At 63.5% G+C, this 23,222-nt stretch carries 18 protein-coding genes and 1 pseudogene; 16 read left to right on the top strand and 3 right to left on the bottom strand.

What is annotated here, in order from left to right:
- The 3 genes from moaC to VA602_RS11675 all read right to left on the bottom strand — a co-directional run.
- On the bottom strand, positions 1-345 hold a 345-nt coding region (moaC, locus tag VA602_RS11685), incomplete at its 3' end, for a cyclic pyranopterin monophosphate synthase MoaC (RefSeq protein WP_323453274.1).
- Between the two features lie 150 nt (positions 346-495).
- Entirely contained in the window at positions 496-1,890 is a 1,395-nt protein-coding gene (locus VA602_RS11680) for a PhoH family protein (RefSeq protein ID WP_054894922.1), read from the bottom strand.
- A 293-nt stretch (positions 1,891-2,183) separates the two neighbouring features.
- The gene (locus VA602_RS11675) at positions 2,184-3,311 is read right to left on the bottom strand and encodes a polysaccharide deacetylase family protein (protein WP_323453273.1); all 1,128 of its coding nucleotides are present in this window, start codon (positions 3,309-3,311) and stop codon (positions 2,184-2,186) included.
- A 134-nt stretch (positions 3,312-3,445) separates the two neighbouring features.
- Here VA602_RS11675 and yaaA point away from each other — a divergent pair, with 134 nt between their 5' ends.
- The 16 genes and pseudogenes from yaaA to VA602_RS11595 all read left to right on the top strand — a co-directional run.
- Positions 3,446-4,225 (top strand): peroxide stress protein YaaA, encoded by a 780-nt coding sequence (yaaA, locus tag VA602_RS11670; RefSeq protein WP_063546032.1) that lies wholly within the window; start codon positions 3,446-3,448, stop codon positions 4,223-4,225.
- Positions 4,226-5,118: 893 nt separating this feature from the next.
- Complete coding sequence (locus VA602_RS11665; RefSeq protein WP_054894919.1) at positions 5,119-6,435, top strand: nucleotide sugar dehydrogenase; 1,317 nt, start codon at positions 5,119-5,121, stop codon at positions 6,433-6,435.
- A 62-nt stretch (positions 6,436-6,497) separates the two neighbouring features.
- Positions 6,498-7,979, top strand: coding sequence for a glycosyltransferase family 2 protein (locus VA602_RS11660; protein WP_172964813.1), 1,482 nt, complete (start codon positions 6,498-6,500; stop codon positions 7,977-7,979).
- Positions 7,980-8,015: 36 nt separating this feature from the next.
- Positions 8,016-9,182 (top strand): alginate biosynthesis protein Alg44, encoded by a 1,167-nt coding sequence (locus VA602_RS11655; RefSeq protein ID WP_054894917.1) that lies wholly within the window; start codon positions 8,016-8,018, stop codon positions 9,180-9,182.
- A gap of 13 nt (positions 9,183-9,195) precedes the next feature.
- On the top strand, positions 9,196-10,707 hold the full coding sequence (gene algK, locus VA602_RS11650; protein WP_081255310.1) for an alginate biosynthesis TPR repeat lipoprotein AlgK: 1,512 nt from the start codon (positions 9,196-9,198) through the stop codon (positions 10,705-10,707).
- Positions 10,704-12,182, top strand: a complete 1,479-nt coding sequence (locus tag VA602_RS11645; protein ID WP_153773208.1) for an alginate export family protein — start codon at positions 10,704-10,706, stop codon at positions 12,180-12,182. The genes algK and VA602_RS11645 overlap by 4 nt, the downstream gene beginning before the upstream one ends.
- 18 nt (positions 12,183-12,200) lie before the next feature.
- A complete protein-coding gene (algG, locus tag VA602_RS11640; protein WP_323453272.1) occupies positions 12,201-13,760 on the top strand; it encodes a mannuronan 5-epimerase AlgG in 1,560 nt (519 codons plus the stop codon).
- Between the two features lie 13 nt (positions 13,761-13,773).
- Positions 13,774-15,219, top strand: coding sequence for an alginate O-acetyltransferase (locus VA602_RS11635; protein ID WP_323453271.1), 1,446 nt, complete (start codon positions 13,774-13,776; stop codon positions 15,217-15,219).
- Between the two features lie 7 nt (positions 15,220-15,226).
- Positions 15,227-16,330, top strand: a complete 1,104-nt coding sequence (locus VA602_RS11630; RefSeq protein ID WP_063546037.1) for a mannuronate-specific alginate lyase — start codon at positions 15,227-15,229, stop codon at positions 16,328-16,330.
- 182 nt (positions 16,331-16,512) lie between these two features.
- Positions 16,513-17,973: an MBOAT family O-acyltransferase gene (locus VA602_RS11625; protein ID WP_323453270.1), complete on the top strand. Its 1,461-nt coding sequence runs from the start codon at positions 16,513-16,515 to the stop codon at positions 17,971-17,973.
- A gap of 10 nt (positions 17,974-17,983) precedes the next feature.
- On the top strand, positions 17,984-19,141 hold the full coding sequence (locus VA602_RS11620) for an alginate O-acetyltransferase (RefSeq protein WP_323453269.1): 1,158 nt from the start codon (positions 17,984-17,986) through the stop codon (positions 19,139-19,141).
- A gap of 17 nt (positions 19,142-19,158) precedes the next feature.
- The gene (locus VA602_RS11615) at positions 19,159-19,806 is read left to right on the top strand and encodes an alginate O-acetyltransferase AlgF (RefSeq protein ID WP_054894909.1); all 648 of its coding nucleotides are present in this window, start codon (positions 19,159-19,161) and stop codon (positions 19,804-19,806) included.
- Positions 19,807-19,841: 35 nt separating this feature from the next.
- Positions 19,842-21,296, top strand: coding sequence for a mannose-1-phosphate guanylyltransferase/mannose-6-phosphate isomerase (locus VA602_RS11610; protein ID WP_054894908.1), 1,455 nt, complete (start codon positions 19,842-19,844; stop codon positions 21,294-21,296).
- 132 nt (positions 21,297-21,428) lie between these two features.
- Positions 21,429-21,893: a hypothetical protein gene (locus tag VA602_RS11605; protein WP_063546041.1), complete on the top strand. Its 465-nt coding sequence runs from the start codon at positions 21,429-21,431 to the stop codon at positions 21,891-21,893.
- Positions 21,894-22,047: 154 nt separating this feature from the next.
- Positions 22,048-22,860, top strand: coding sequence for an SDR family oxidoreductase (locus VA602_RS11600; protein ID WP_323453268.1), 813 nt, complete (start codon positions 22,048-22,050; stop codon positions 22,858-22,860).
- Between the two features lie 237 nt (positions 22,861-23,097).
- A pseudogene (locus tag VA602_RS11595) lies at positions 23,098-23,222 on the top strand (IS110 family transposase); the annotation flags it as partial.

The following is a 23,222-nucleotide window of genomic DNA, read 5'->3' as shown; positions in this document are numbered from 1 at the left end:
GGCGGTCAGGGCCTCCATCTCGACACCGGTCTGCCCGGCCAGCTTGCAGCGGGCAACGATATGCACCACATCTTCGCCTTCGGCAGCCAGCTCGACCTTGACGCTGGTGAGCATCAGCGGATGGCACAGCGGGATCAGGTCGCTGGTCTTCTTCGCCGCCTGGATACCGGCGATGCGCGCCACGGCGAACACATCGCCCTTGGGGTGCTCGCCGTCGACGATCATGCGCAGCGTGGCGGGCAACATGCGTACCCGCGCCTCGGCGATCGCCTCGCGTGCGGTCACGGCCTTTTCAGTGACGTCGACCATGTTGGCGCGCCCCTGGGAATCGAGATGAGTCAGCACTGCTCTGCTCCTGTGAAGGGAAAGCAGAGTGTAAACCCGTGGGTCAGCTTTGCGCAGGGGAATGTGTCGACAGGTTCGGCCTCATCACAGCGCAAGCCCGCCTCCACAACCGTGTGGAGACGGGCTTGTCCGCGAATGAGCCAGCCGGGTCTACAGATGCGACTCGGCGTACTCGGCCAGTACCGAACGCGGCACACCCTGCAGGGTGATGTGCACGCCATGGGGGAAGTCCTTGAAGCGCTCGGTCAGGTAGGTCAGGCCCGAGCTGGTCGCGGACAGGTAGGGGGTGTCGATCTGCGCCAGGTTGCCCAGGCAGACCACCTTGGAGCCAGAGCCTGCACGGGTGATGATGGTCTTCATCTGGTGCGGGGTGAGGTTCTGGCATTCATCGATCAGGATCAGGCTCTGCTGGAAGCTGCGCCCACGGATGTAGTTCAGCGACTTGAACTGCAGCGGCACCCGTTCGAGGATGTACTCGACACTGCCGTGGGTGCTTTCGTCATCCATGTGCAACGCCTCGAGGTTGTCGGTGATGGCGCCCAGCCAGGGCTCCATTTTTTCCGCCTCGGTGCCCGGCAGGAAGCCGATCTCCTGGTCCAGCCCCTGCACGCTGCGGGTGGCGATGATACGCCGGTAGCGCTTGCTGACCATGGTCTGCTCGATGGCCGCGGCCAATGCCAGGATGGTCTTGCCCGAGCCGGCCGCGCCGGTGAGATTGACCAGGTGGATGTCCGGATCGAGCAGGGCGAACAGCGCCAGGCTCTGGTGGATGTCGCGGGGCTTGAGCCCCCAGGCTTCCTGATGCAGCAGCGGCTCCTGGTGCAGGTCGAGCAATAGCAGCTCGTTCTCGCGAATGCCCTTGATCCAGCCGACGAAGCCCTGCTCGTCGATGATGAACTCATTGACGTGCACGGCCGGCAAGTTGTCGATCAGTTGTACGCGATGCCAGGTGCGGCCCCGTTCCTGGCGGGTGTCGACCTTGCTGACCCGGTCCCAGAAGGAGCCGGTGACCGAGTGGTAGCCCTTCGAGAGCAAAGACACATCGTCGACCAGTTGGTCGGTGCTGTAGTCCTCGGCGGCGATGCCACAAGCGCGCGCCTTCAGGCGCATGTTGATGTCTTTGGTGACCAGCACCACGTCCAGGTCAGCCCGCCTGGCACGCAGCTCCAGCAGTTGGTTGATGATGATGTTGTCGTTGAGGTTTTCCGGCAGCAGCCGGTTCGGTTCGTTGCGCGGGCTCATCAGGATTGACAGGAAGCCCTTCGGCCCGCCCTTGCCACGCTGGATCGGTACCCCTTGTTCGACATCGTTGGGTGATGCATCACCGAGGGTCTGGTCGATCAGGCGAATGGCCTGGCGGCATTCGGCGGCGATGGTCTGTTTACCGGTCTTGAGCTTGTCGAGTTCCTCCAGCACCGTCATCGGTATGGCGACGTGGTGCTCCTCGAAGTTGAGCAAAGCGTTGGGATCGTGAATCAGGACGTTGGTATCGAGCACATACAGGATTGGCTGGTTGGAGGAAGGGTTGCGTCCTTGGTCATCCATACTCGGTCACCTTATGTGAAAGCAGGACGGCACAGCTTCGCTGCACCGCAGAGTGACCGCCGTTCTCCCCGTATCCGCGTCGTTACGGGCGGGGAGCGCACCTGGCAAAGGAGGGCCTGGATGACGCCACCTGTGCTGCAGGAATCGGCTGTCTGATTCCTTCATACCGCAAAAGGCGTGACGGAAAAAAGACTTTTTACGCTCCGGTGAAGTTTATTTTGCCGAATGACGAACCGCGCTTGGCGATACGGTGACGGGGGACTACAGTCACTGTTGGACCCTGGATTTTCTAGCTAGCGCAGATGCGCGTACTCCATGCAATCCTCCCACCCGATCCCGCTCTGCGCCGTGTGCTGCAACAGCCATTCCAGCGCCGGCTGTGCCTTGGGCAAAGTATCGTGGAACTGGATCACACCCTTGCGCCATAGCAGCATCAAGGTCATCACCCGCTGGGCCGACTGCTCGGCATCCAGCGCGCTGTCGTCCTGGGCGTCGATATCCCACAGTGACACCTGCAGCCCTTGCGCCGCCATGAACGCCTCGCCGTCGGCGCGGCGCTGCCCATAGGGTGGGCGGAACAGCGGCACGTACTGCTCGGGCATCAGCCCCTGCACCTGCGCCTGGCTGCGCCGCAGGGAATCCTGCCAGCCCTGCCACTGGGCGTGGGAGCGATACTCCCAGCCCTGAATCCCCACGCACTGTCCAGCGTAGAGCGCCGCGACATTGGCCCCCTGGGCCATGTCGCGGCGCTGCTGCACGCGGTTGCCCAGCACGAAGAACACTGCGCCCAGCTTTTGCCGGCGCAGGTAATCGCTGAGCAGGTCCGTGTTGCTGCCGACCGGGCCGGGGCCGCCGACGAACGTCAGCAGGAACATCCGGTCGTTGAGTTCATCGCCACTGCGCTCTCCATTCGACAACCGCTCGATCTCGCTGCTGGTCTGTGGAAACAAGGCCGCCTTGCGCAATTGCTCGTCAAGGTAACGGACGTTGAATTGATGACTGGGCTCGACCCATTCTTTGTAGAATTCGCCGACATCTGTAGCGAACGTAGCCGAACGCGTACGCAAATCCGCCATCGAATCCAGCGGATAGCAAAACGATGCATCCTGCTCGCAACTGAGCTGGGCCTGCTGGAAGTTTTCCCACAACCGCTGCCACATGCGCGCACGCACCGAACGGATCACCGCCAGGTTGATCTGCCGCAGCCCCAGGCGCGCCGCCAGAGCGCGCTCATCGAGCATCTCGCTTTCATGCAGCACCTGGGCGAAGGAGAGGATCTGCGCGCGCGATGCCACGTCGAACAGCACCGGGCTGTCGAGTTGCTCGGGCCAATGGCTGCGGTCGAAGCTGACGGAATTGGCTGGAGCGGCCTGCACAGCCAGGCTGAACAACCCGGCCAGCACGGCGAAGGCAATGCGCACGATCGGTTCTCCCTAAATGGATGATGCGCACTATAGCGCCTGCCCGGGCGATGGTCTGTGACTATCGTCACCATAGTTTGGCGTTGCCCTGCTGGCCCCGTAGAATCGTCGCCGACGATTTCAGGAGCCGACCCATGCTGACGGTGATTTCCCCCGCCAAGACCCTCGACTACGACACCCCACCGGTAACCCAGCGCCATACCCTGCCGCAGTACCTGGACGATTCGCAGACGTTGATCACCCAACTGCGCGAGCTGTCGCCGGCGCAGATCGCCGAGCTGATGCACCTGTCCGACAAGCTTGCCGGCCTCAATGCCGCGCGTTTCGGCAGCTGGACCCCAGACTTCACCCCCGCCAACGCCAAGCAGGCGCTGCTGGCGTTCAAGGGCGACGTATACACAGGCCTGGATGCCGAAACCCTTGGCGAGGACGACTTCAGCTATGCCCAGCAACATCTGCGCATGCTCTCGGGCCTCTATGGCCTGCTGCGCCCGCTGGACCTGATGCAGCCCTATCGCCTGGAAATGGGCACCAAGCTCGCGAACGCACGCGGCAAGGACCTCTACGCCTTCTGGGGCACGCGCATCAGCGAATGGCTGAACCAGGCCCTGGCCGAACAAGGCGATGACCTGCTGCTGAACCTGGCCAGCAACGAGTACTTCAGCGCCGTGAAGAAGAATGCGCTGAATGCTCGCGTGATCAACGTCGACTTCAAGGACTTGAAGAACGGTCAGTACAAGATCATCAGCTTCTACGCCAAGAAGGCGCGTGGCCTGATGAGCCGCTTCGTGATCCAGGAGCGCATCAACGATCCCGAGCAGCTCAAGCGCTTCGACGTGCAAGGCTACTACTACAGCGCCGAACAATCGAAGCCCGACCACCTGGTGTTCCTGCGCGATCATCCGGCTGACTAGCCCTGGAGCTTTTAGGGGCAACTGCCTTTTTCAAAATCTAAAGGCCAGCCCAATACCTGTGGGAGCGGCGGTTCGGCGTCCCGACTTGCCCGCGAACACGGGCGTAGCCCGTGCCAGGCACCGCGGTGTGCTTTTCGCGGGCAAGCCCGCTCCTACAGGTACCGCACCGGTGCTGAGAGCCGCGCCCAAAAAGCCAAATTACCGGCGCCAAAAAACAGGCAAGACTGAGCTTATCGCCAAACGCCATAAGACCGTTCGTAGTTTTTTGACGAATTTTGAAAAAATTTTTCCGATACTGGCATATAACCATCTCATCTTGATTTCGCCCTTTATATATAGGGGCGAAACCCATCCGTGCTATCAGAATGAAAGTATTTCTCACTGAAAAAATATTTAGAAATCTTTCATCTGCCCTGAACGCACCTCGGAACTTCTCCCTTCGCAGATCGCTCATAGCACCCGTAACGAATCACGAGCGTGCAACGTGAGAGATGACTTACAGATGACAAGTAGCAGGTACTCACTACCTGCGCTGATAACTTCGACTACCGCTTCGGTATAACCAAGCGGTTTGTTAAAGCAGGAGAGCCGCGCCCCTTACTAATCGTCCTAGTGGTTGATTTCAAAGGATTTATTCACTTGAAAGAACAAGCACAGCAGCGCACCCGATAACGCGTTGCAATAAAGACGGCTGCATCTCAGGGCACGCCTTTTTATAACTGGCCTTTTACTGCCAACTTTGAGCGCAGCACTGTTTGCGCTCCGGATTCATTCATGCCTGCGTTCGGTGAAGTGTCAATTCGCCATGGATCCGTGCGCCCGTAAAAGCAGGTCAATCAACCCGGTCCGGTTCTTCGAAAGAGCCGGCGTGATAAACACACGAGGTGAATACGATGCGTATCAGCATCTTTGGTTTGGGTTACGTGGGTGCCGTCTGTGCAGGTTGCCTGTCGGCAAGGGGCCATGAAGTGATTGGTGTGGATGTGTCCACCACCAAGATCGACCTCATCAACCAGGGCAAGTCGCCAATCGTCGAGCCGGGTCTGGAGCAACTCCTGCAGCAAGGCATCGCCAATGGTCGCCTGCGTGGCACCACCGACTTCGCCGAGGCGATCCGCGCCAGCGACGTGTCGATGATCTGTGTCGGCACCCCGAGCAAGAAGAACGGCGACCTGGGCCTGGAATACATCGAATCGGTGTGCCGCGAGATTGGCTACGTGCTGCGCGACACCACCCGCCGCCACACCATCGTGGTACGCAGCACCGTGCTGCCAGGCACCGTGAAGAACGTGGTGATCCCGATCCTCGAAGACTGCTCGGGCAAGAAGGCCGGCGTCGATTTCGGCGTGGCGGTCAACCCCGAGTTCCTGCGTGAAAGTACCGCGATCAAGGACTACGACCAGCCTCCGATGACCGTCATCGGCGAACTGGACAGCGCCAGCGGCGACGTGCTGCAGGCGATCTACGAAGAGCTCGACGCGCCGATCATCCGCAAGCCGATCGAAGTGGCCGAGATGATCAAGTACACCTGCAACGTCTGGCACGCCACCAAGGTGACCTTCGCCAACGAGATCGGCAACATCGCCAAGGCGGTCGGCGTCGATGGTCGCGAAGTGATGGACGTGGTCTGCCAGGACAAGGCCCTGAACCTGTCGCAGTACTACATGCGCCCAGGCTTCGCCTTCGGCGGTTCGTGCCTGCCCAAGGACGTGCGCGCCCTCACCTACCGTGCTGCCAGCCTCGATGTGAAGGCGCCGCTGCTCGACTCGCTGATGCGCAGCAACGAGTCGCAGGTGCAGAACGCCTTCGACATCATCGAAAGCCACGACAAGCGCAAGATCGCCCTGCTCGGCCTGAGCTTCAAGGCCGGCACCGACGACCTGCGCGAAAGCCCGCTGGTGGAACTGGCCGAGCGCCTGATCGGCAAGGGCTACGAGCTGAACATCTACGACCAGAACGTCGAGTACGCCCGTGTCCACGGCGCCAACAAGGACTACATCGAGTCGAAGATCCCGCATGTCTCGTCGCTGCTCAACGCCGACTTCCAGAAGGTGGTCGATGGCGCCGACATCATCATCCTCGGCAACCGCGACGAGCAGTTCCGCGCCCTTGCCCAGCAGGCACCGGAAGGCAAGCAGGTGATCGATCTGGTCGGCTTCATGAGCAAGCCCACCAGCACCCTCACCCGCACCGAAGGCATCTGCTGGTAAGCCAGCCCGACGCGGGGCCGGTCGGCCCCGCATTCTCCTGATTCTCGCGACGGATGCTGAACATGCAAAGGCTCCAGACAGTGCTGTTGCAGTGCGCCGGATGGCTGCTCTACATGAGCCTGCTCATGCTGATCGCCCTGGCCCTGCCCAGCGATATCTTCGATTCGCAGTCGAAGCACTTCATCTTCCTGGTCGGCGCAGTCGGCATCTGGCGCTACTCCATGGGCGCCACCCATTTCATCCGCGGCATGATCTTCCTGTACCTGGTCTACCCCTACCTGCGCCGCAAGGTGCAGAAGCTGGGCAAGGCAGCCGAACCGTCTCATGTGTACCTGATGGTCACCAGCTTTCGCATCGATGCGCTGACCACCGCCCAGGTGTACAGCTCGGTGATCCGCGAAGCGATCGAATGCGGCTATCCGACCACCGTGGTCTGCTCGCTGGTGGAGAAGTCCGACGAGCTGCTGGTCAAGAGCCTGTGGGCCAAGTACAACCCGCCCGAGCACGTCGCCCTGGACTTCGTGCGCATCGCCGGTACCGGCAAGCGCGACGGCCTGGCCTACGGTTTTCGTGCCATCTCGCGGATGCTGCCGGACGAAAACGCCGTGGTTGCGGTGATCGACGGCGACACCGTGCTGGCCGAGGGCGTAGTTCGCAAGACCGTGCCCTGGTTCAAGCTCTACCCCAATGTCGGTGGCCTGACCACCAACGAATTCTGCGAAGTGCGCGGCGGCTACATCATGAGCGAGTGGCACAAGCTGCGCTTCGCCCAGCGCCACATCAACATGTGCTCGATGGCGCTCTCCAAGCGCGTGCTGACCATGACCGGGCGCATGTCGATGTTCCGCGCAAGCGTGGTCACCAACCCCGAGTTCATCGCCGACGTCGAAAGCGACTCGCTGATGCACTGGCGCCTGGGCCGCTTCAAGTTCCTCACCGGCGACGACAAGTCGAGCTGGTTCAGCCTGATGCGCCTGGGCTACGACACCTTCTACGTGCCGGACGCGGCGATCAACACGGTCGAGCATCCGCCGGAAAAGAGCTTCGTCAAGGCCAGCCGCAAGCTGATGTACCGCTGGTATGGCAACAACCTGCGGCAGAACTCCCGCGCCCTGGGCCTGGGCCTCAAGCGCCTGGGGCTGTTCACCAGCATCGTGCTGCTCGACCAGCGTGTGTCGATGTGGACCAGCCTGCTGGGCCTGACCGTGGCGGTGATCGCCAGCTTCAAGTTCGGCCTGCAGTTCCTGCTGGTGTACCTGCTGTGGATCGGCATCACCCGCCTGATCCTCACCATCATGCTGCTGTGCTCGGGCCACAGTGTCGGCCCGGCCTATCCGCTGATCCTCTATTACAACCAGATCGTCGGCGCGCTGATGAAGATCTACGTGTTCTTCCGCCTCGACAAGCAGTCCTGGACCCGCCAGCCGACTGCACTGAAACGTGACCTCGCCAGCTTTCAACAATGGTTCAACACCTGGTCCTCTCGGACCATGACCTTCTCGGCCGCCAGCATCTTCGTCGCTGTGCTGTTCATGGTCGTGTGAGCCCAACCCGGATCGATCCAACAGGAACAAATCGCCATGAATACCGCCGTGAACGTCAACGTCGTGCATGAGTCCGAAGCCCAGCGCCAGCACGCCCGGGTGCGCATCCCGGCCAAGCTGCGCTACCTGGACAGCGAGCGCCAGCCGCAGGATGTGAAGGTCGACGACCTCTCCGCCGGTGGTCTGTCGTTCCATGCCAAAAAAGCCCTCCCGGTCGGTGATGTCGTGCGTGGTCGCCTGCAGTTCGTGGTCGACAACCTGGGGCTGTCGATGGACATCGAGTTCCTGGTGCGCTCGAGCGATCCGCAAAGCGGCCGCACCGGTGTCGAATTCCAGAACCTGGAACCGCGCGATATCGCCACCCTGCGCCACATCATCACCTCCCACCTGTCCGGCGAGCTGATCAGCGTCGGTGATGTGCTCAGTACCCTGCAGCGCGACAACTTCACCAAGGCGCGCAAGCAGAAGGACGCAGGCTCCGGCCTTTCGGCCTTCGGTCGACTGCGTGCCGTCACCGTCACCCTGGGCGTGTTCGTGGTCGGCATCGCCGCCTTCGGTTTCGTCGCCAAATCGCTGTACGGCCTGTACTTCGTCAGCCACGCCGAGGCCGGTGTGGTCGCAGTACCGACCACCAACGTCACCATGCCCCGCGACGGCAGCATGCAGAGCCTGGTGGAAAACGGTGCGCAGGTGGTCAAGGGCGCGCCGCTGGCAACCTTCAACACCAGCATGCTCGACCTGCTCAAGGGCCATCTGGACGACTCGCAACTGGAGCCAGCCAAGGTCGAGGAACTGTTCGGCAAGCAACTTTCCGGCACCCTCACCAGCCCCTGTGATTGCGTGGTCGCCCGCCAGCTGGTGGATGACGGCCAGTACGCCAGCAAGGGCCAGGTGGTCTACCAGTTGATCCCGCGCACCACCAACCCGATGGTCGAGGCGCGCTTCAGCTATCGCCAGTTCGACGAGGTCAAGCCGGGCACCCGGGTCAACTTCCAGATCGCCGGCGAAGACGAGGTGCGCACCGGTGTGATCGTCGGCAGCGCCAGCCTGGACAACGACAACCTGGCTTCGGACATTCGCGTGCAGATCAAGCCAGACGAATCGCTGCCTGCAGAGCTGGCCGGCCGCCCGGCTTCGGTGAACAGCGACCGCGGTCCCTCGCTGAACTGGCTGATCGACAAGGCCGTGGCCCGCGGGCTCTGAGGGGGACAGGACGATGACGCCGAACAATTATCCCTGCGTCCCCGTGGGAGCGGACTTGCCCGCGAAGGGGCCAGCAGGCACACCTTCATCGCACGTCCCGGCCATTCGCGGGCAAGCCCGCTCCCACAGGGCTCTCGGGCTCTGCGTCCTGGCCATCACCCTGGCCGGCTGCGTCGGTTTGCCTGACCAGCGCCTGGCCAACGAGGCCCTGAAGCGCGGCGACACCGCCACCGCCGAGGCCAACTACAAGGCACTTGCCGACCTGGGCTACAGCGACGCACAGGTCGGCCTGGCCGACATTCAGGTTGGCACCCGCGACCCGGCCCAGCTCAAGCAGGCCGAAGCCACCTACCGCGCCGCAGCCGCTACCTCACCACGTGCCCAGGCACGCCTGGGCCGCCTGCTGGTGGCCAAGCCCGACAGCACCCAGGCCGAACGCGAAGAGGCCGAAACCCTGCTCAAGCTCGCGGCCAGGCAAGGTGAGGGCAACACCCTGATCCCGCTGGCGATGCTCTACCTGCAATACCCGCAGAGCTTCCCGAACATCAACGCCCAGCAGCAGATCGACCAGTGGCGCGCCGCCGGCAACCCCGAGGCGGGCCTGGCCCAGGTGCTGCTGTACCGCACCCAAGGCACCTACGACCAGCACCTGGCCGAGGTGGAGAAGATCTGCAAGGCCGCGCTGAGCAGCACCGACATCTGCTACGTGGAGTTGGCCACCGTCTACCAGAAACGCGCCCAACCCGACCAGCAGGCCGCCCTGCTCGACCAGCTCAAGGCCGCCTATGCCCGCAATGCGGTGCCTGCCACACGGGTCGACAGCGTCGCCCGCGTGCTCGCCGACCGGAGCCTCGGCCAGACCGACGAGAAGACCGCCAAGGACCTGCTCGAACACGTCGCCCCGGCCAACCCGGCATCCTGGGTCAGCCTTGCGCAACTGCTCTACGACTTCCCTGAACTGGGCGACACCGACCAGCTGATGGCCTACATCGACAAGGGCCGCGAAGCCGAGCAGCCCCGCGCCGAACTGTTGCTGGGCCGCCTCTACTACGAAGGCAAGACCGTCCCGGCCGATGCCGTGAAGGCCGAGCAACACCTGCAGGCCGCCGCCGACGCCGGCGAGATCAGCGCCCACTATTACCTCGGCCAGCTCTACCGCCGCGGCTACCTGGGCCATGTCGAGCCGCAGAAAGCGGTGGACCACCTGCTCAGTGCCGCCCGTGGCGGCCAGCTCAGTGCCGACTACGCCCTGGCCCAGCTCTACAGCGAAGGCCACGGCATCCGCCAGAACACCGGCAACGCCTGGGTATTCGCCCAGCTTGCCCAGGCCAACCCGACGCCGCAGTCCAGCGAACTGCTGCAGCAACTCGACCAGCAACTCACGCCCGACCAGCGCAGCCAGGCCCAGCGCCTGCTGGAGCAGGAGAAGAAGGCGCGTGCCGGGATGCTCCAGGCCAGCAACAGCCCACTGGCCCTGGACGCCCTGCAAGACGAGAAAGACGTAGACGCCGAGGACTCGCTATGACGCTCAATCCCTTCGTGAAAGCCGGCATCGGCCTGAGCTTCGCCCTGCTGTGGTCGCTGCCGACCCTGGCCGCGGAAACCGCAGTGAAGAACTTCGGCCTGGACGTGAAGATCACCGGCCAGTCCGAGGACGACCGTGACCTGGGCACCCGCTCCGGCGGCGACGTCAACGGCCTGGGCCTGGACCTGCGTCCCTGGGTGTACGGCGAGCGCGGCAACTGGAGCGCCTTCGCCATGGGTCAGGCGGTGACTGCCACCGACATCATCGAGACCGACACCCTGCGCCAGAACGACGACGGCACCGCCGTCGACACCGGCGACGACAGCCGCAAGCCGGACAAGAGCTACCTGGCCCTGCGCGAATTCTGGATCGGCTACAGCGGCTTCACGCCCTACCCCGGCGAGCAACTGCGCTTCGGCCGCCAGCGCCTGCGCAGCGACGACGGCATGTGGCGCGACACCAACATCGAGGCGCTGAACTGGAGCTTCGACACCACCCTGCTCAAGGCCGACCTCGGTGTCGCCCAACGCTTCAGCGAATACCGCACCGACCTCACCGAGCTGGCCCCAGAAGACAAGGACCGCACGCACATCTACGGCAACATCGCCACGCAGTGGACACCCGGCCACTGGGTCGGCCTGCGCGCCCACCATACCCATGACAGCGGCAGCCTGAAGAACCCCGGCGAGACCGTCGATGCCCTCGACAAGACCCGCACCGGCGACCTCACCTGGCTGGGCCTTGAGGCCAACAGCGACGCCTACAACTGGCGCAACGACCACACCGTCAACTACTGGGGCAGCGTCACCTGGCTGACCGGCAATCGCGACAGCCTCAGCAGCCAGCTGGTCGGTGAAGACCAGGTCGCCACCGGCAAACAGAGCGGCGACGTCAATGCCTGGGCCACCGACCTCGGTATCCGCCTGCGCCTCGACCCGCAGTGGCAGGTCGGCGCGGCCTACGCCCGTGGCAGCGGTGGTGGCGGCAGCGATGGCTCGAACAACTTCGAGCAGACCGGCCTTGAGAGCAACCGCTCCAACTTCACCGGCACCCGCTCGCGCGTGCACCGCTTCGGCGAGGCCTTCCGCGGCGAGCTGGGCAACCTGCAGGCCGCGACCCTGTTCGCCTCCTGGCAACTGCGCGACGACTACGACGCAAGCTTCATCTACCACAAGTTCTGGCGCGTCGATGGCAACCAGAACATCGGCTCCAGCGGCATCAACGCGGTGGTCAACGACGATGGCATCAACCGTCCGCTGATCAACGGCGAGAAGGACCTGGGCCAGGAGATGGACGTGGTGGTCACCAAGTACTTCAAGCAGGGCCTGCTGCCCGCCTCGCTGAGCCAGTCGATCGACGAGCCGTCGGCCCTGGTACGCCTGCGCGCCGGTGTGTTCAAGCCCGGCGATGCCTATGGCAAGGAAGCGGACTCGTACATGCACCGCGCCTTCGTCGACGTGATCTGGCGCTTCTGAGGCCGGGAGAGGACCGTTATGAACCTGCACCCGAACCTTCGCCACAGCCTGCTCGCCAGCGCCCTACTGCTGGCCAGCGGCATGGCCGCCGCGGCCCAGCCGGCGGTGATCGCCAAGGAGCTGCAACAGGCCAAGACCTACACCGTCGCCAGCGCGCCGATCGAGCCGCTGCAGATGGATCCGCCCAAGCTGCCCGACCTCTCCGGCTACACCGCGCAGGCCGTGCAACAGAAGATAGACCGCCGCCACAAGGGCAAGGTCAGCGTGCGCCGCATGCTCCAGGAAGAGTCGCTCAAGGAATTCATCGGCGGCGACAACAAGGCCGCCGAGTGGGTCCAGCGCCAGCACGGCATCCCCCAGGCGATCTTCGTCGATGACGGGCATGTCGACCTGGTCGAACTGAGCAAGAAGGTGCCCGCCCAGTACCTGCGCGAAACCGCGCCGGGCGTGTACCTGGCGCGCCTGCCGATCGTGGTCGGACCCAAGGGCGTGCTGGAGATCGACGGCAAGGTCAAGGAACTGCGTCTGTCCCAGGAGGGCGGCTCGTTCATCGTCAATGACGGCAAGCTGTTCGTCAGCGATACCCAGGTCACCGGCTGGCGCGAGCAGGCCAACGGCCCGGCGACCTTCCGTTCGCCCAAGGAATTCCGCCCATTCCTGCTCAGCTGGGGCGGCACCGAGACGTACATCGTCAACAGCAAGATGGCCAGCTTCGGCTATGCCAAGTCCAAGTCGTATGGCGTGAGCATCTCGCAGTACACGCCGAACATGGCCAAGCAGATGGGCCGCCCTGAACCGACCGGCTGGATCATCGGCTCGGAGTTCAGCGACATGTGGTACGGCTTCTACTGCTACGAGACCAGCGACTTCGTGGTCAAGGACTCGACCTACCGCGACAACATCGTCTACGGCATCGACCCGCACGACCGCTCGCACCGCCTGATCATTGCCGGCAACACCGTGTACGGCACCAAGAAGAAGCACGGGATCATCGTCTCGCGTGAGGTCAACGACAGCTGGATCATCAACAACAAGAGCTACGACAACAAGCTCTCGGGCGTGGTGATCGACCGTAACAGCGTCAACAACCTGATCGCCTACAACGAGATCTACCGCAACCACACCGACGGCATCACCCTCTACGAGAGCGGCGACAACCTGATCTGGGGCAACAAGCTGATCAACAACCGTCGCCACGGCATCCGCGTACGCAACAGCGTGAACATCCGCCTGTACGAAAACATCGCCATGGCCAACGGCCTGGTCGGGGTGTACGGGCACATCAAGGACCTCTCTGACACCGACCGCGACATCGCCCTCGACCCGTTCGACACCAAGGTGTCGCTCATCGTGGTTGGCGGCGAGCTGGCGGCCAACGGTTCCGGGCCCTTGTCGATCGACTCGCCGCTGTCGGTGGAGCTGTACAAGGTCTCCATGCTCGCCCCGCGCAAGTCCAGCGGCATCAGCCTCAACGGCGTGCTCGGCGAGCGCCAGGACGAAATCCTCGACCTGCTGGTGCGCCAGCAGAAGGCCGTGCTGATCGACCCGGTCGAACGCCAGACCGAAATGATCGATTAAGGAAGCCCAGACCATGACCCCACACCTGATGAAACTGCTCGGCCTGTCCGCCGCCCTCCTGGCCATCAGCCAGGGCGTGCGCGCCGACGACGTGCAGCCACCGAGCTTCAGCGCCGAGCCGTGCTGCCAGCTGTGCCCCGAAGCCCACGACGCCAGCCGCTACACCACCCGCTACCAGCAGAACTTCACCACCCTGGTGCAGGCCCAGGGCGACTGGCTGTTCCGTACCCGCGAAGACCTGCGCACCGAGTTCGACACCACGCCCGGCGGCTACAAGCGTCTGCAGCAGGTGCACGATGCGTTCAAGAAACGCGGCGTGGAGCTGGTGGTGGTCTACCAGCCGACCCGTGGCCTGGTAAACCGCAACATGCTCAAGCCCGAAGAGAAGGCTGCCTTCGACTACCAGAAAGCCCTGCACAACTACCAGGCGATGCTGCAGCGCTTCGCCCGGATGGGCTACAACGTGCCCGACCTCTCGCCCCTGACCAACGAGCAGCTCGCCGCCGCCGACCAGGGCAAGGACTTCTACTTCCGCGGCGACCAGCACTGGACGCCCTACGGCGCCGAGCGCGCAGCGAAGATCGTGGCCGACACCGTGCACAAAATGCCGGCTTTCGAGGGTATTCCACGCAAGGAATTCGAAACCCGGAAATCCGGACGCATGGGCAAGACCGGCACCCTGCACAACGTCGCCGGACAACTGTGCGGCACCAGCTACGCGGTGCAGTACATGGACCAGTTCGCCACCGAACCCAAGGGTGGCGCCAGCGGCGGCGACGACCTGTTCGGCGATTCGGGCAACGCGCAGATCACCCTGGTCGGCACCAGCCACAGTGGCAAGAACTACAACTTCTCGGGCTTTCTGGAACAGTACATCGGCGCCGACGTACTCAACGTCGCCTTCCCCGGCGGCGGCCTGGAAGGCTCGATGATCCAGTACCTGGGCAGCGAAGAGTTCCACAAGAACCCGCCGAAGATCCTGATCTGGGAATTCTCGCCGCTGTATCGCCTGGATCAGGAAACCATCTGGCGGCAGATCCTCGGCCTGCTAGACGACGGCTGCGACAACCGTCCGGCGCAGATGAGCGCCAGCACCACGCTCAAGCCGGGCAAGAACGAGCTGATGGTCAACGGCAAGGGTGGCGTGATCAAAGACCTGATCAACCGCAATCACCAGCTCGACATCCGTTTCGAGGACACCTCGGTCAAGGTGCTACAGGCCACCCTCTGGTATCTGAACGGGCGCCACGAGGACATCAAGATCGAAAAACCCGAGACCTCCGACACCGACGGACGCTTCGTCTTCCAGATGCGCGAGGACGAAGACTGGGCCAGCCAGAACCTGCTGGCCCTGGAAGTCCAGGGCCCGGAAAACGGCACCCAGAAAGTCGAGGCCAAGCTCTGCAAACGCAACAACTTCGCCGGCAGCGCGCGCAACACCGCGCAAGCCGGCCAGTGAGGCGAACATGACGACATTGAAGCGAACCTTCAGCCCCGCCCTGCTCGCGCTGGCCCTGTTCGGCGGTGCCGCGCAGGCTGCGCTGGTGCCCCCGCAGGGTTACTACGAGGGCATCGAGAAACTCAAGACCAGCGACGGCAACTTCACCTGCGAAGCCGCGCCCAAGCCCTACACCGGCGCGCTGCAGTTTCGCAGCAAGTACGAGGGCTCGGACAAGGCTCGGGCAACGCTCAACGTCGCCTCTGAAAAGGCCTTCCGCGACTCCACCGCCGACATCACCACCCTGGAGAAGGGCGTCAGCAAGATGGTCGGCCAGTACATGCGCGACGGTCGCCCGGCCCAGCTCGATTGCGTGCTGACCTGGCTCGGCACCTGGGCGCGCGCCGATGCGCTGGAGTCCACCGATTTCAACCACACCGGCAAGTCCATGCGCAAATGGGCGCTGGGCAGCATGAGCGGCTCGTGGCTGCGCTTGAAGTTCTCCAACTCCCAGCCACTGGCCGCGCACCAGGCCGAAGCCGAGCTGATCGAGAAATGGCTCGCCAAGCTGGCGACACAGACCGTGCGCGACTGGAGCGACCTGCCGCTGGAGAAGATCAACAACCATAGCTACTGGGCGGCCTGGTCGGTGATGGCCACGGCAGTGGCCACCGACCGGCGCGACCTGTTCGACTGGGCAGTGAAGGAGTTCAAGGTCGGCGCCAACCAGATCGACGACCAAGGCTTCCTGCCCAACGAGATCAAACGTCGCCAGCGCGCGCTGGCCTACCACAACTACGCCCTGCCGCCGCTGGCGATGATCGCCAGCTTCGCCCAGGTCAATGGCGTGGACCTGCGCAAGGAAAACAACTTCGCCCTGCAGCGTCTGGGCGAAGGCGTGCTGGCCGGTGCCCGCGACCCGGTGCACTTCGCCGAGCGCGCCGGGGTCAAGCAGGACCTCAAGGACCTCAAGGTCGACAGCAAGTACGCCTGGCTCGAACCCTGGTGCGCGCTGTACCAGTGCGTCGGCGACACCCTCAAGCGCAAGCACGACATGCAGCCGTTCAACAGCTTCCGCATGGGTGGCGACATGACACGGGTCTACGACCCGAGCGCTGAAAGCAAAAAATGAAGTGACCCCTGTGGGAGCGGGCTTGTCCCGCGATTGCGTCCGACTGGACAACACCGGCGAATCGACTGACGCAATCGCGGGACAAGCCCGCTCCCACAGGGACCAAGGTGATCCCCCGCATTTTCGTGGGGGGTTTGGGGGGCGCTGTGCCCCGGATGCTGTGAACAAAAAGGAGAACCGGGATGGTCTTCTCGTCCAACGTGTTCCTGTTCCTGTTCTTGCCGGTTTTCCTCGGCTTGTACTACCTGAGCGGGAACCGCTATCGCAACCTGCTGTTGCTGGTGGCCAGCTACATCTTCTACGCCTGGTGGCGGGTAGACTTCCTGGCGCTGTTCGCAGGCGTCACCCTGTGGAATTACTGGATCGGTCTGAAAGTCGGCGCTGCCGGCGTGCGCACCAAGCCGGCACAGCGCTGGCTGCTGCTGGGCGTGGGCATGGACCTGGCGATCCTCGGCTACTTCAAGTACGCCAACTTCGGCGTCGACAGCCTCAACGCGATCATCAGCTCGTTCGGCCTTGAGCCGTTCATCCTCACCCACGTGCTGCTGCCAATCGGTATCTCGTTCTACATCTTCGAGTCGATCAGCTACATCATCGACGTGTACCGCGGCGACACCCCGGCAACGCGCAACCTGATCGACTTCGCCGCATTCGTGGCGATCTTCCCGCACCTGATCGCCGGCCCCGTGCTGCGCTTCAAGGACCTGGTCGATCAGTTCAACAACCGCACCCACACCCTGGACAAGTTCTCCGAAGGCTGCACCCGCTTCATGCAGGGCTTCATCAAGAAAGTGTTCATCGCCGACACCCTGGCGGTGGTCGCCGACCACTGCTTCGCCCTGCAGAACCCCACCACCGGCGATGCCTGGCTGGGCGCGCTGGCCTACACCGCGCAGCTGTACTTCGACTTCTCCGGCTACAGCGACATGGCCATCGGCCTGGGCCTGATGATGGGCTTTCGCTTCATGGAGAACTTCAAGCAGCCCTACATCAGCCAGTCGATCACCGAGTTCTGGCGGCGCTGGCACATCAGCCTGTCGACCTGGCTGCGCGACTACCTGTACATCACCCTGGGCGGCAACCGCGGCGGCACCTTCGCCACCTACCGCAACCTGTTCCTGACCATGCTGCTGGGCGGCCTGTGGCACGGCGCCAACTTCACCTACATCATCTGGGGCGCCTGGCACGGCATGTGGCTGGCGATCGAACGCGCGCTGGGCATCGACACCAACCCGCAGCGCTTCAACCCGGTCAAATGGGCCTTCACCTTCCTGCTGGTGGTCGTCGGCTGGGTGATCTTCCGCGCCGAAAACCTCGAAGTGGCCGGTCGCATGTACGGCGCCATGTTCAGCTTCGGCCAGTGGCAGCTGTCGGAACTCAACCGCGCCCAACTCACCGGCCTGCAGGTGGCCACGCTGATCGTCGCCTACCTGACCCTGGCGTTCTTCGGCCTGCGCGACTTCTACCGCAATGCAACGCCACCGGCGGCCCCACGCATCCCGGCACAGGTGCATGGCGACGGCACGCTGAGCCTGGACTGGACCCGGGTCATGACCCGCGCCCTGGTGCTGCTGCTGTTCGTGGCCTCGATCCTCAAGCTTTCGGCGCAGAGCTACTCGCCGTTCCTGTACTTCCAGTTCTGAGGTGGATGACATGAACCGCACACTTCGCATCACCTATTCGCTGTCGTTCCTCGGCCTGCTGGTGGGCCTGGGCGCCTGGTCGGTCGGGGGCCTGGACAGCTTCAACCGCACCGGGCAGATGACCCTGCTCGACGGCAAGCTGGCCAAGGCCGCCGAAACCCACTACGACGAACAGTTCCCGATCAAGCGCCTGGGCACCAACCTCTGGGCCGCACTGGACTTCAAGCTGTTCAACGAAGGCCGCCCCGGTGTGGTGCTGGGCCGCGACCAGTGGCTGTTCAGCGATGAGGAATTCAACCCCACCGCCAACGCCGACCAACTGATGCAGGACAACCTGGCGTTGATCCGCGGCGTGCGCGACACCCTGCAGCGCCAGAACATCGAGCTGGTGCTGGCGATCGTGCCGGCCAAGGCGCGGGTCTATGCCGAGTACCTGGGCAAGGAGACGCCCGCCAGCCTGCACGGCGAGTTGTTCAACCAGTTCCACGCCCAGGCGCGCCAGGCCAACGTGTTCGCCCCCGACCTGCTCGCCCCGCTGGAGCAGGCCAAGGCCCGTGGCCAGGTATTCCTGCGCACCGACACGCATTGGACGCCAATGGGCGCCGAAGTGGTTGCCCAGTCCATCGCCGAAGGCGTCAAGCGCCAGCAACTGCTCGACGGCCAACCCCAGGCCTACATCACCGAGGCGGGCAAGACTGCGCCATACAAAGGTGACCTGACCAACTTCCTGCCGCTCGACCCGCTGTTCAGCAACCTGCTGCCAACCCCGGACAACCTGCAGCAGCGCACCACTCGCCCGGCGCAAGCCGAGGGCGGCGACGGCGATGCGCTGTTCGCCGACAGCGCCATCCCGGTGGCGCTGGTGGGCACCAGCTATAGCGCCAACCCGCACTGGAACTTCCTCGGAGCCCTGCAACAGGCGCTGCACAGCGACGTCGCCAACTATGCCGAGGACGGCCACGGCCCGCTGCTGCCGATGCTCAAGTACCTGCAGAGCGACGCCTTCAAGAACACCCCGCCACAGGTCGTGGTGTGGGAGTTCCCCGAGCGCTATCTGCCAATGAAGAACGACCTCAGCAGCTTCGATCCGCAGTGGATCGCGCAACTGAAGAACACCCGTAAATCCGAAGCAAACCTGGCCCTTTCGTCCAACCGGACGGACCACTGAAAGAGAGGAACACGCACATGACTCACAAGCCATCCATCGCCAAAGCCCTCACCCTCGCGGCCGGCCTTTCCCTGGCATCGCTGCAGGCCTTCGCCGGCGCCGACGCCGCACTCTATGGCCCTAGCGCCCCGAAAGGCTCGACCTTCGTGCGCCTGTACAACGCAAGCTCCGCGCCCACCGCGGCCTCGGTCGGCAATACCCAGATCAAGCAGGTCGGTGCCCAGGCCAGCAGCGACTTCAGCTTCCTGCCTGGCGGCGACTACACCGCCCAGGTCGGCGGCAAGAGCGTGCCGGTCAAGCTGGCCTCGGACAAGTACTACACCCTGGTCAACAACAACGGCGGCAACCCGCAACTGATCGAGGAGCCGCCGTTCAAGAACAAGCAGAAAGCGCTGGTGCGCGTGCAGAACCTCAGCGACCAGTCGCTGACCCTCAAGACCGCCGACGGCAAGACCGAAGTGGTCAAGCCGGTGGCCGCCAAGGGTCGCGGCGAGCGCGAAATCAATCCGGTCAAGGTCAACCTGGCCCTGTTCGACGGCAACAAGAAAGTCAGCGACGTCAAGCCCGTCGCCCTGGAGCGCGGCGAAGCGGCCGTGCTGTATGTCACCGGTTCCGGCAACAGCTTGTCGCCGGTGTGGGTAACTCGCCCCGTGGCTAGCAACTGATCCCCCTGCCTCTAAACGACTATTGGAGAAACATGATGATCCCGGTAATTCTTTCTGGTGGTAGCGGTTCGCGTCTGTGGCCTCTGTCGCGCAAGCAGTTCCCCAAGCAGTTCCTGGCGTTGACCGGCGAACACACCCTGTTCCAGCAGACCCTCCAGCGCCTGGTGTTCGAGGGCATGGATACCCCCATCGTGGTCTGCAACAAGGACCACAAGTTCATCGTCCAGGAGCAGTTGGCGGGCCTGAAGCTCGAAACCCAGGCCATCCTCATGGAGCCCTTCGGGCGCAACACCGCGCCAGCGGTGGCAATGGCCGCCATGAAACTGGTCAACGAGGGCCGCGACGAGCTGATGCTGGTGCTGCCCGCCGACCACGTGATCGAGGACCAGAAAGCCCTGCAACGCGCCCTGGCCCTGGCCACCGTGGCGGCCGAGCGCGGCGAGATGGTGCTGTTCGGCGTACCGGCGACCAAGCCCGAGACCGGCTACGGCTACATCCGCTCCAGCCAGGACGCCCTGCTGCCAGAGGGTGTGGCGCGGGTCGCGCAGTTCGTCGAAAAGCCCGATGAGAAACGCGCCAACGAGTTCGTTCGTGCCGGCGGTTACTTCTGGAACAGCGGCATGTTCCTGTTCCGCGCCAGCCGCTTCCTCGAAGAGCTGAAAAAGCACGACCCGGACATCTACGACACCTGCCTGCTGGCCCTGGAGCGCAGCGACGAAGAAGCCGACGTGCTGAGCATCGACGAAGCCACCTTCGCCTGCTGCCCGGACAACTCCATCGACTACGCAGTGATGGAAAAGACCCAGCGCGCCTGCGTGGTGCCGCTGTCGGCCGGCTGGAGCGACGTGGGCTGCTGGTCGTCGCTGTGGGATGTGCACGAGAAGGACGACAACGGCAACGTCACCAAGGGTGACGTGGTGGTGCAGGACAGCCACAACTGCATGATCCACGGTAACGGCAAGCTGGTATCGGTGATCGGCCTTGAGAACATCGTCGTGGTCGAGACCAAGGACGCAATGATGATTGCCCACAAGGACAAGGTCCAGGGCGTCAAGCAACTGGTCAACACCCTCGACCAGCAAGGCCGCAGCGAGACCCAGAACCACCTCGAGGTGTACCGTCCGTGGGGCTCCTACGACTCGGTGGACATGGGTGGACGCTTCCAGGTCAAGCACATCACCGTCAAGCCAGGCGCCAGCCTGTCGCTGCAGATGCACCACCACCGCGCCGAGCACTGGATCGTGGTCAGCGGCACCGCCGAGGTGACCTGCGACGAGAACGTGTTCCTGCTCACCGAGAACCAGTCGACCTACATCCCGATTGCCTCGGTGCACCGCCTGCGCAATCCGGGCAAGATCCCGCTGGAGATCATCGAAGTGCAGTCCGGGAGCTACCTGGGCGAGGATGATATCGAGCGCTTCGAGGATGTGTACGGGCGCACCTCTACGCCGGTCGAACGTGGGGTTTCGGTGAAGACCATCGCGCAGTAACGGCAGCGCTTTCATCGCGGAACACGTCGCAGCGGCGGTTCGCCGCTGCGACTTGTTCCGCGATGGCGTTTTTGAGCCATGCGTCATTTCCCGCTACGATGATCGAACCGCCCAACCAAGGCCTGCACCCTCATGATCATCGGCGCCTTTCTCATCCTCACCTGGCTGGTCCTGCTACTGCGCTACCCGGCCAAGGCCCTGCCGATTTCCATGGCCGCCGTGTGCGGCCTGGGCCTGGTCGCACTGTTCGTGGTCTGGCAGGACAGCCGCGAAGCCTCGCAACTGGCCCGTCTCGATCTGCGCCTGAGCTATGCGCCCGATCAATGCCCCGCCGACCGCGCCCTGCAAGTACGAATGAAGAACGGCAACAAGGTGCCGCTCACCGAGCTGCGCTGGCGGGTTGCCGCCTACACCCCGGGCGATACGGTCAACCTTGCCGAAAACACCTATGCCGCGCCGCGCTATCGTGGGCCCGGTGAGCTGCAGCCGGGTGCCGAATGGACAGACTGCCTGCCATTGCCACCGCTGCGCTCTGGCTATCGTGCGCAGACCCTGGAGTTTCGTGCCGAGCACCTGCAAGGTACATTTGCCAATTGACCGGGCGCCTGCACCGGCCTTTTCGCGGGCAAGTCGGAACGCCGAACCGCCGCTCCCACAGCCTGAGGAATTGTGCAGTACCTGTGGGAGCGGGCTTGCCCGCGAAGAGGCCGGTGCAGACGCTGTACATCTCACCTGACAGCAGACCCTGACCATGCCCACCGTTCTTATCACCGGTTGTTCCAGCGGCATCGGCCGCGCCCTGGCCGATACCTTCCGCGATGCCGGCCACCAGGTCTGGGCCACCGCCCGCAAAGCTGAAGATGTCGAGCGCCTCGCCGACGCAGGCTTCGTCGCCCGGCAACTGGACGTCAACGACCCGCAGGCCCTGGCACTGCTGGCCGAGCAGTTGCCAGAACTCGACATCCTGATCAACAACGCCGGCTACGGCGCCATGGGCCCGCTGCTCGACGGCGGCGTCGAAGCCCTGCAGCGCCAGTTCGAAACCAATGTCTTCTCGCTGGTCGGCGTGACCCGCGCCCTGTTCCCGCTGCTGCGCCGCTCCAAAGGCCTGGTGGTGAACATCGGCAGCGTGTCCGGGGTTCTGGTCACGCCCTTCGCCGGGGCCTACTGTGCCTCGAAGGCCGCCGTGCATGCGCTCAGCGACGCCCTGCGCCTGGAGCTGGCACCGTTCGGGATCCGGGTGATGGAAGTGCAGCCTGGGGCGATCGCTTCGCAGTTCGCCAGCAATGCACAGCACGAAGCCGAGCAGGTACTGGCAGCGGATTCGCCCTGGTGGCCGTTGCGCGAGCAGGTGCAGGCCAGGGCTCGCGCCTCGCAGGACAGGCCGACCCCAGCGGCGACCTTCGCCCAGGGATTGCTGGCAGCCACACGCAAGACGCCGACTCCGGCGCTGGTGAGGCTGGGCAATGGCAGCACCGCCTTGCCGTTGATGGCACGGCTGCTGCCGCAGCGGTTGCTGGACAAGGTGTTGCGCAAGCGCTTCGGGTTGTTGCGCCCGCTTTGAAGCAGTAGTGGATTCTTCGCGGGCAAGCCCGCTTGTATGGTTAGACTTGAAGGGGTGGTGGGACTAAATGCCCGATTCTGACTGTTCGCAGCAGTACAGACCGTGGGAGACATCGCCCCACCCCTTCCACCAAAGCGCCGATAAAGAATGCATCGTTTGCAAGCGACGATAGAAGCAAGCCAGCGCCTCTTGGTGAAACCCCCTCAAGCCCCGAAACCATAACGTGAGGTACCGCCCATGGCAATGCAGGTAGACAGATTGATCGTGGGTGTGGACGTTGCAAAAGCTGAGCTGGTTATTCATCACGATGATCGCGACGAGATCATCAGATTGAAGAACTCCAAACTCGAGATCAGACGGTG

It is taken from the genome of Pseudomonas machongensis, from assembly GCF_034961125.1.
Taxonomy (GTDB): Bacteria; Pseudomonadota; Gammaproteobacteria; order Pseudomonadales; family Pseudomonadaceae; genus Aquipseudomonas; species Aquipseudomonas machongensis.
This window is presented reverse-complemented; position numbering and strand designations above follow the sequence as displayed.

What these genes read in the sequence shown, in the direction of transcription:
- VA602_RS11680 (WP_054894922.1), bottom strand. Translation starts at nt 1,890, where the DNA reads ATGGATGACCAAGGACGCAACCCTTCCTCCAACCAGCCAATCCTGTAT.
- yaaA (WP_063546032.1), top strand. Translation starts at nt 3,446, where the DNA reads ATGCTGACGGTGATTTCCCCCGCCAAGACCCTCGACTACGACACCCCA.
- VA602_RS11665 (WP_054894919.1), top strand. Translation starts at nt 5,119, where the DNA reads ATGCGTATCAGCATCTTTGGTTTGGGTTACGTGGGTGCCGTCTGTGCA.
- VA602_RS11660 (WP_172964813.1), top strand. Translation starts at nt 6,498, where the DNA reads ATGCAAAGGCTCCAGACAGTGCTGTTGCAGTGCGCCGGATGGCTGCTC.
- VA602_RS11655 (WP_054894917.1), top strand. Translation starts at nt 8,016, where the DNA reads ATGAATACCGCCGTGAACGTCAACGTCGTGCATGAGTCCGAAGCCCAG.
- algK (WP_081255310.1), top strand. Translation starts at nt 9,196, where the DNA reads ATGACGCCGAACAATTATCCCTGCGTCCCCGTGGGAGCGGACTTGCCC.
- VA602_RS11645 (WP_153773208.1), top strand. Translation starts at nt 10,704, where the DNA reads ATGACGCTCAATCCCTTCGTGAAAGCCGGCATCGGCCTGAGCTTCGCC.
- algG (WP_323453272.1), top strand. Translation starts at nt 12,201, where the DNA reads ATGAACCTGCACCCGAACCTTCGCCACAGCCTGCTCGCCAGCGCCCTA.
- VA602_RS11635 (WP_323453271.1), top strand. Translation starts at nt 13,774, where the DNA reads ATGACCCCACACCTGATGAAACTGCTCGGCCTGTCCGCCGCCCTCCTG.
- VA602_RS11630 (WP_063546037.1), top strand. Translation starts at nt 15,227, where the DNA reads ATGACGACATTGAAGCGAACCTTCAGCCCCGCCCTGCTCGCGCTGGCC.
- VA602_RS11625 (WP_323453270.1), top strand. Translation starts at nt 16,513, where the DNA reads ATGGTCTTCTCGTCCAACGTGTTCCTGTTCCTGTTCTTGCCGGTTTTC.
- VA602_RS11620 (WP_323453269.1), top strand. Translation starts at nt 17,984, where the DNA reads ATGAACCGCACACTTCGCATCACCTATTCGCTGTCGTTCCTCGGCCTG.
- VA602_RS11615 (WP_054894909.1), top strand. Translation starts at nt 19,159, where the DNA reads ATGACTCACAAGCCATCCATCGCCAAAGCCCTCACCCTCGCGGCCGGC.
- VA602_RS11610 (WP_054894908.1), top strand. Translation starts at nt 19,842, where the DNA reads ATGATCCCGGTAATTCTTTCTGGTGGTAGCGGTTCGCGTCTGTGGCCT.
- VA602_RS11605 (WP_063546041.1), top strand. Translation starts at nt 21,429, where the DNA reads ATGATCATCGGCGCCTTTCTCATCCTCACCTGGCTGGTCCTGCTACTG.
- VA602_RS11600 (WP_323453268.1), top strand. Translation starts at nt 22,048, where the DNA reads ATGCCCACCGTTCTTATCACCGGTTGTTCCAGCGGCATCGGCCGCGCC.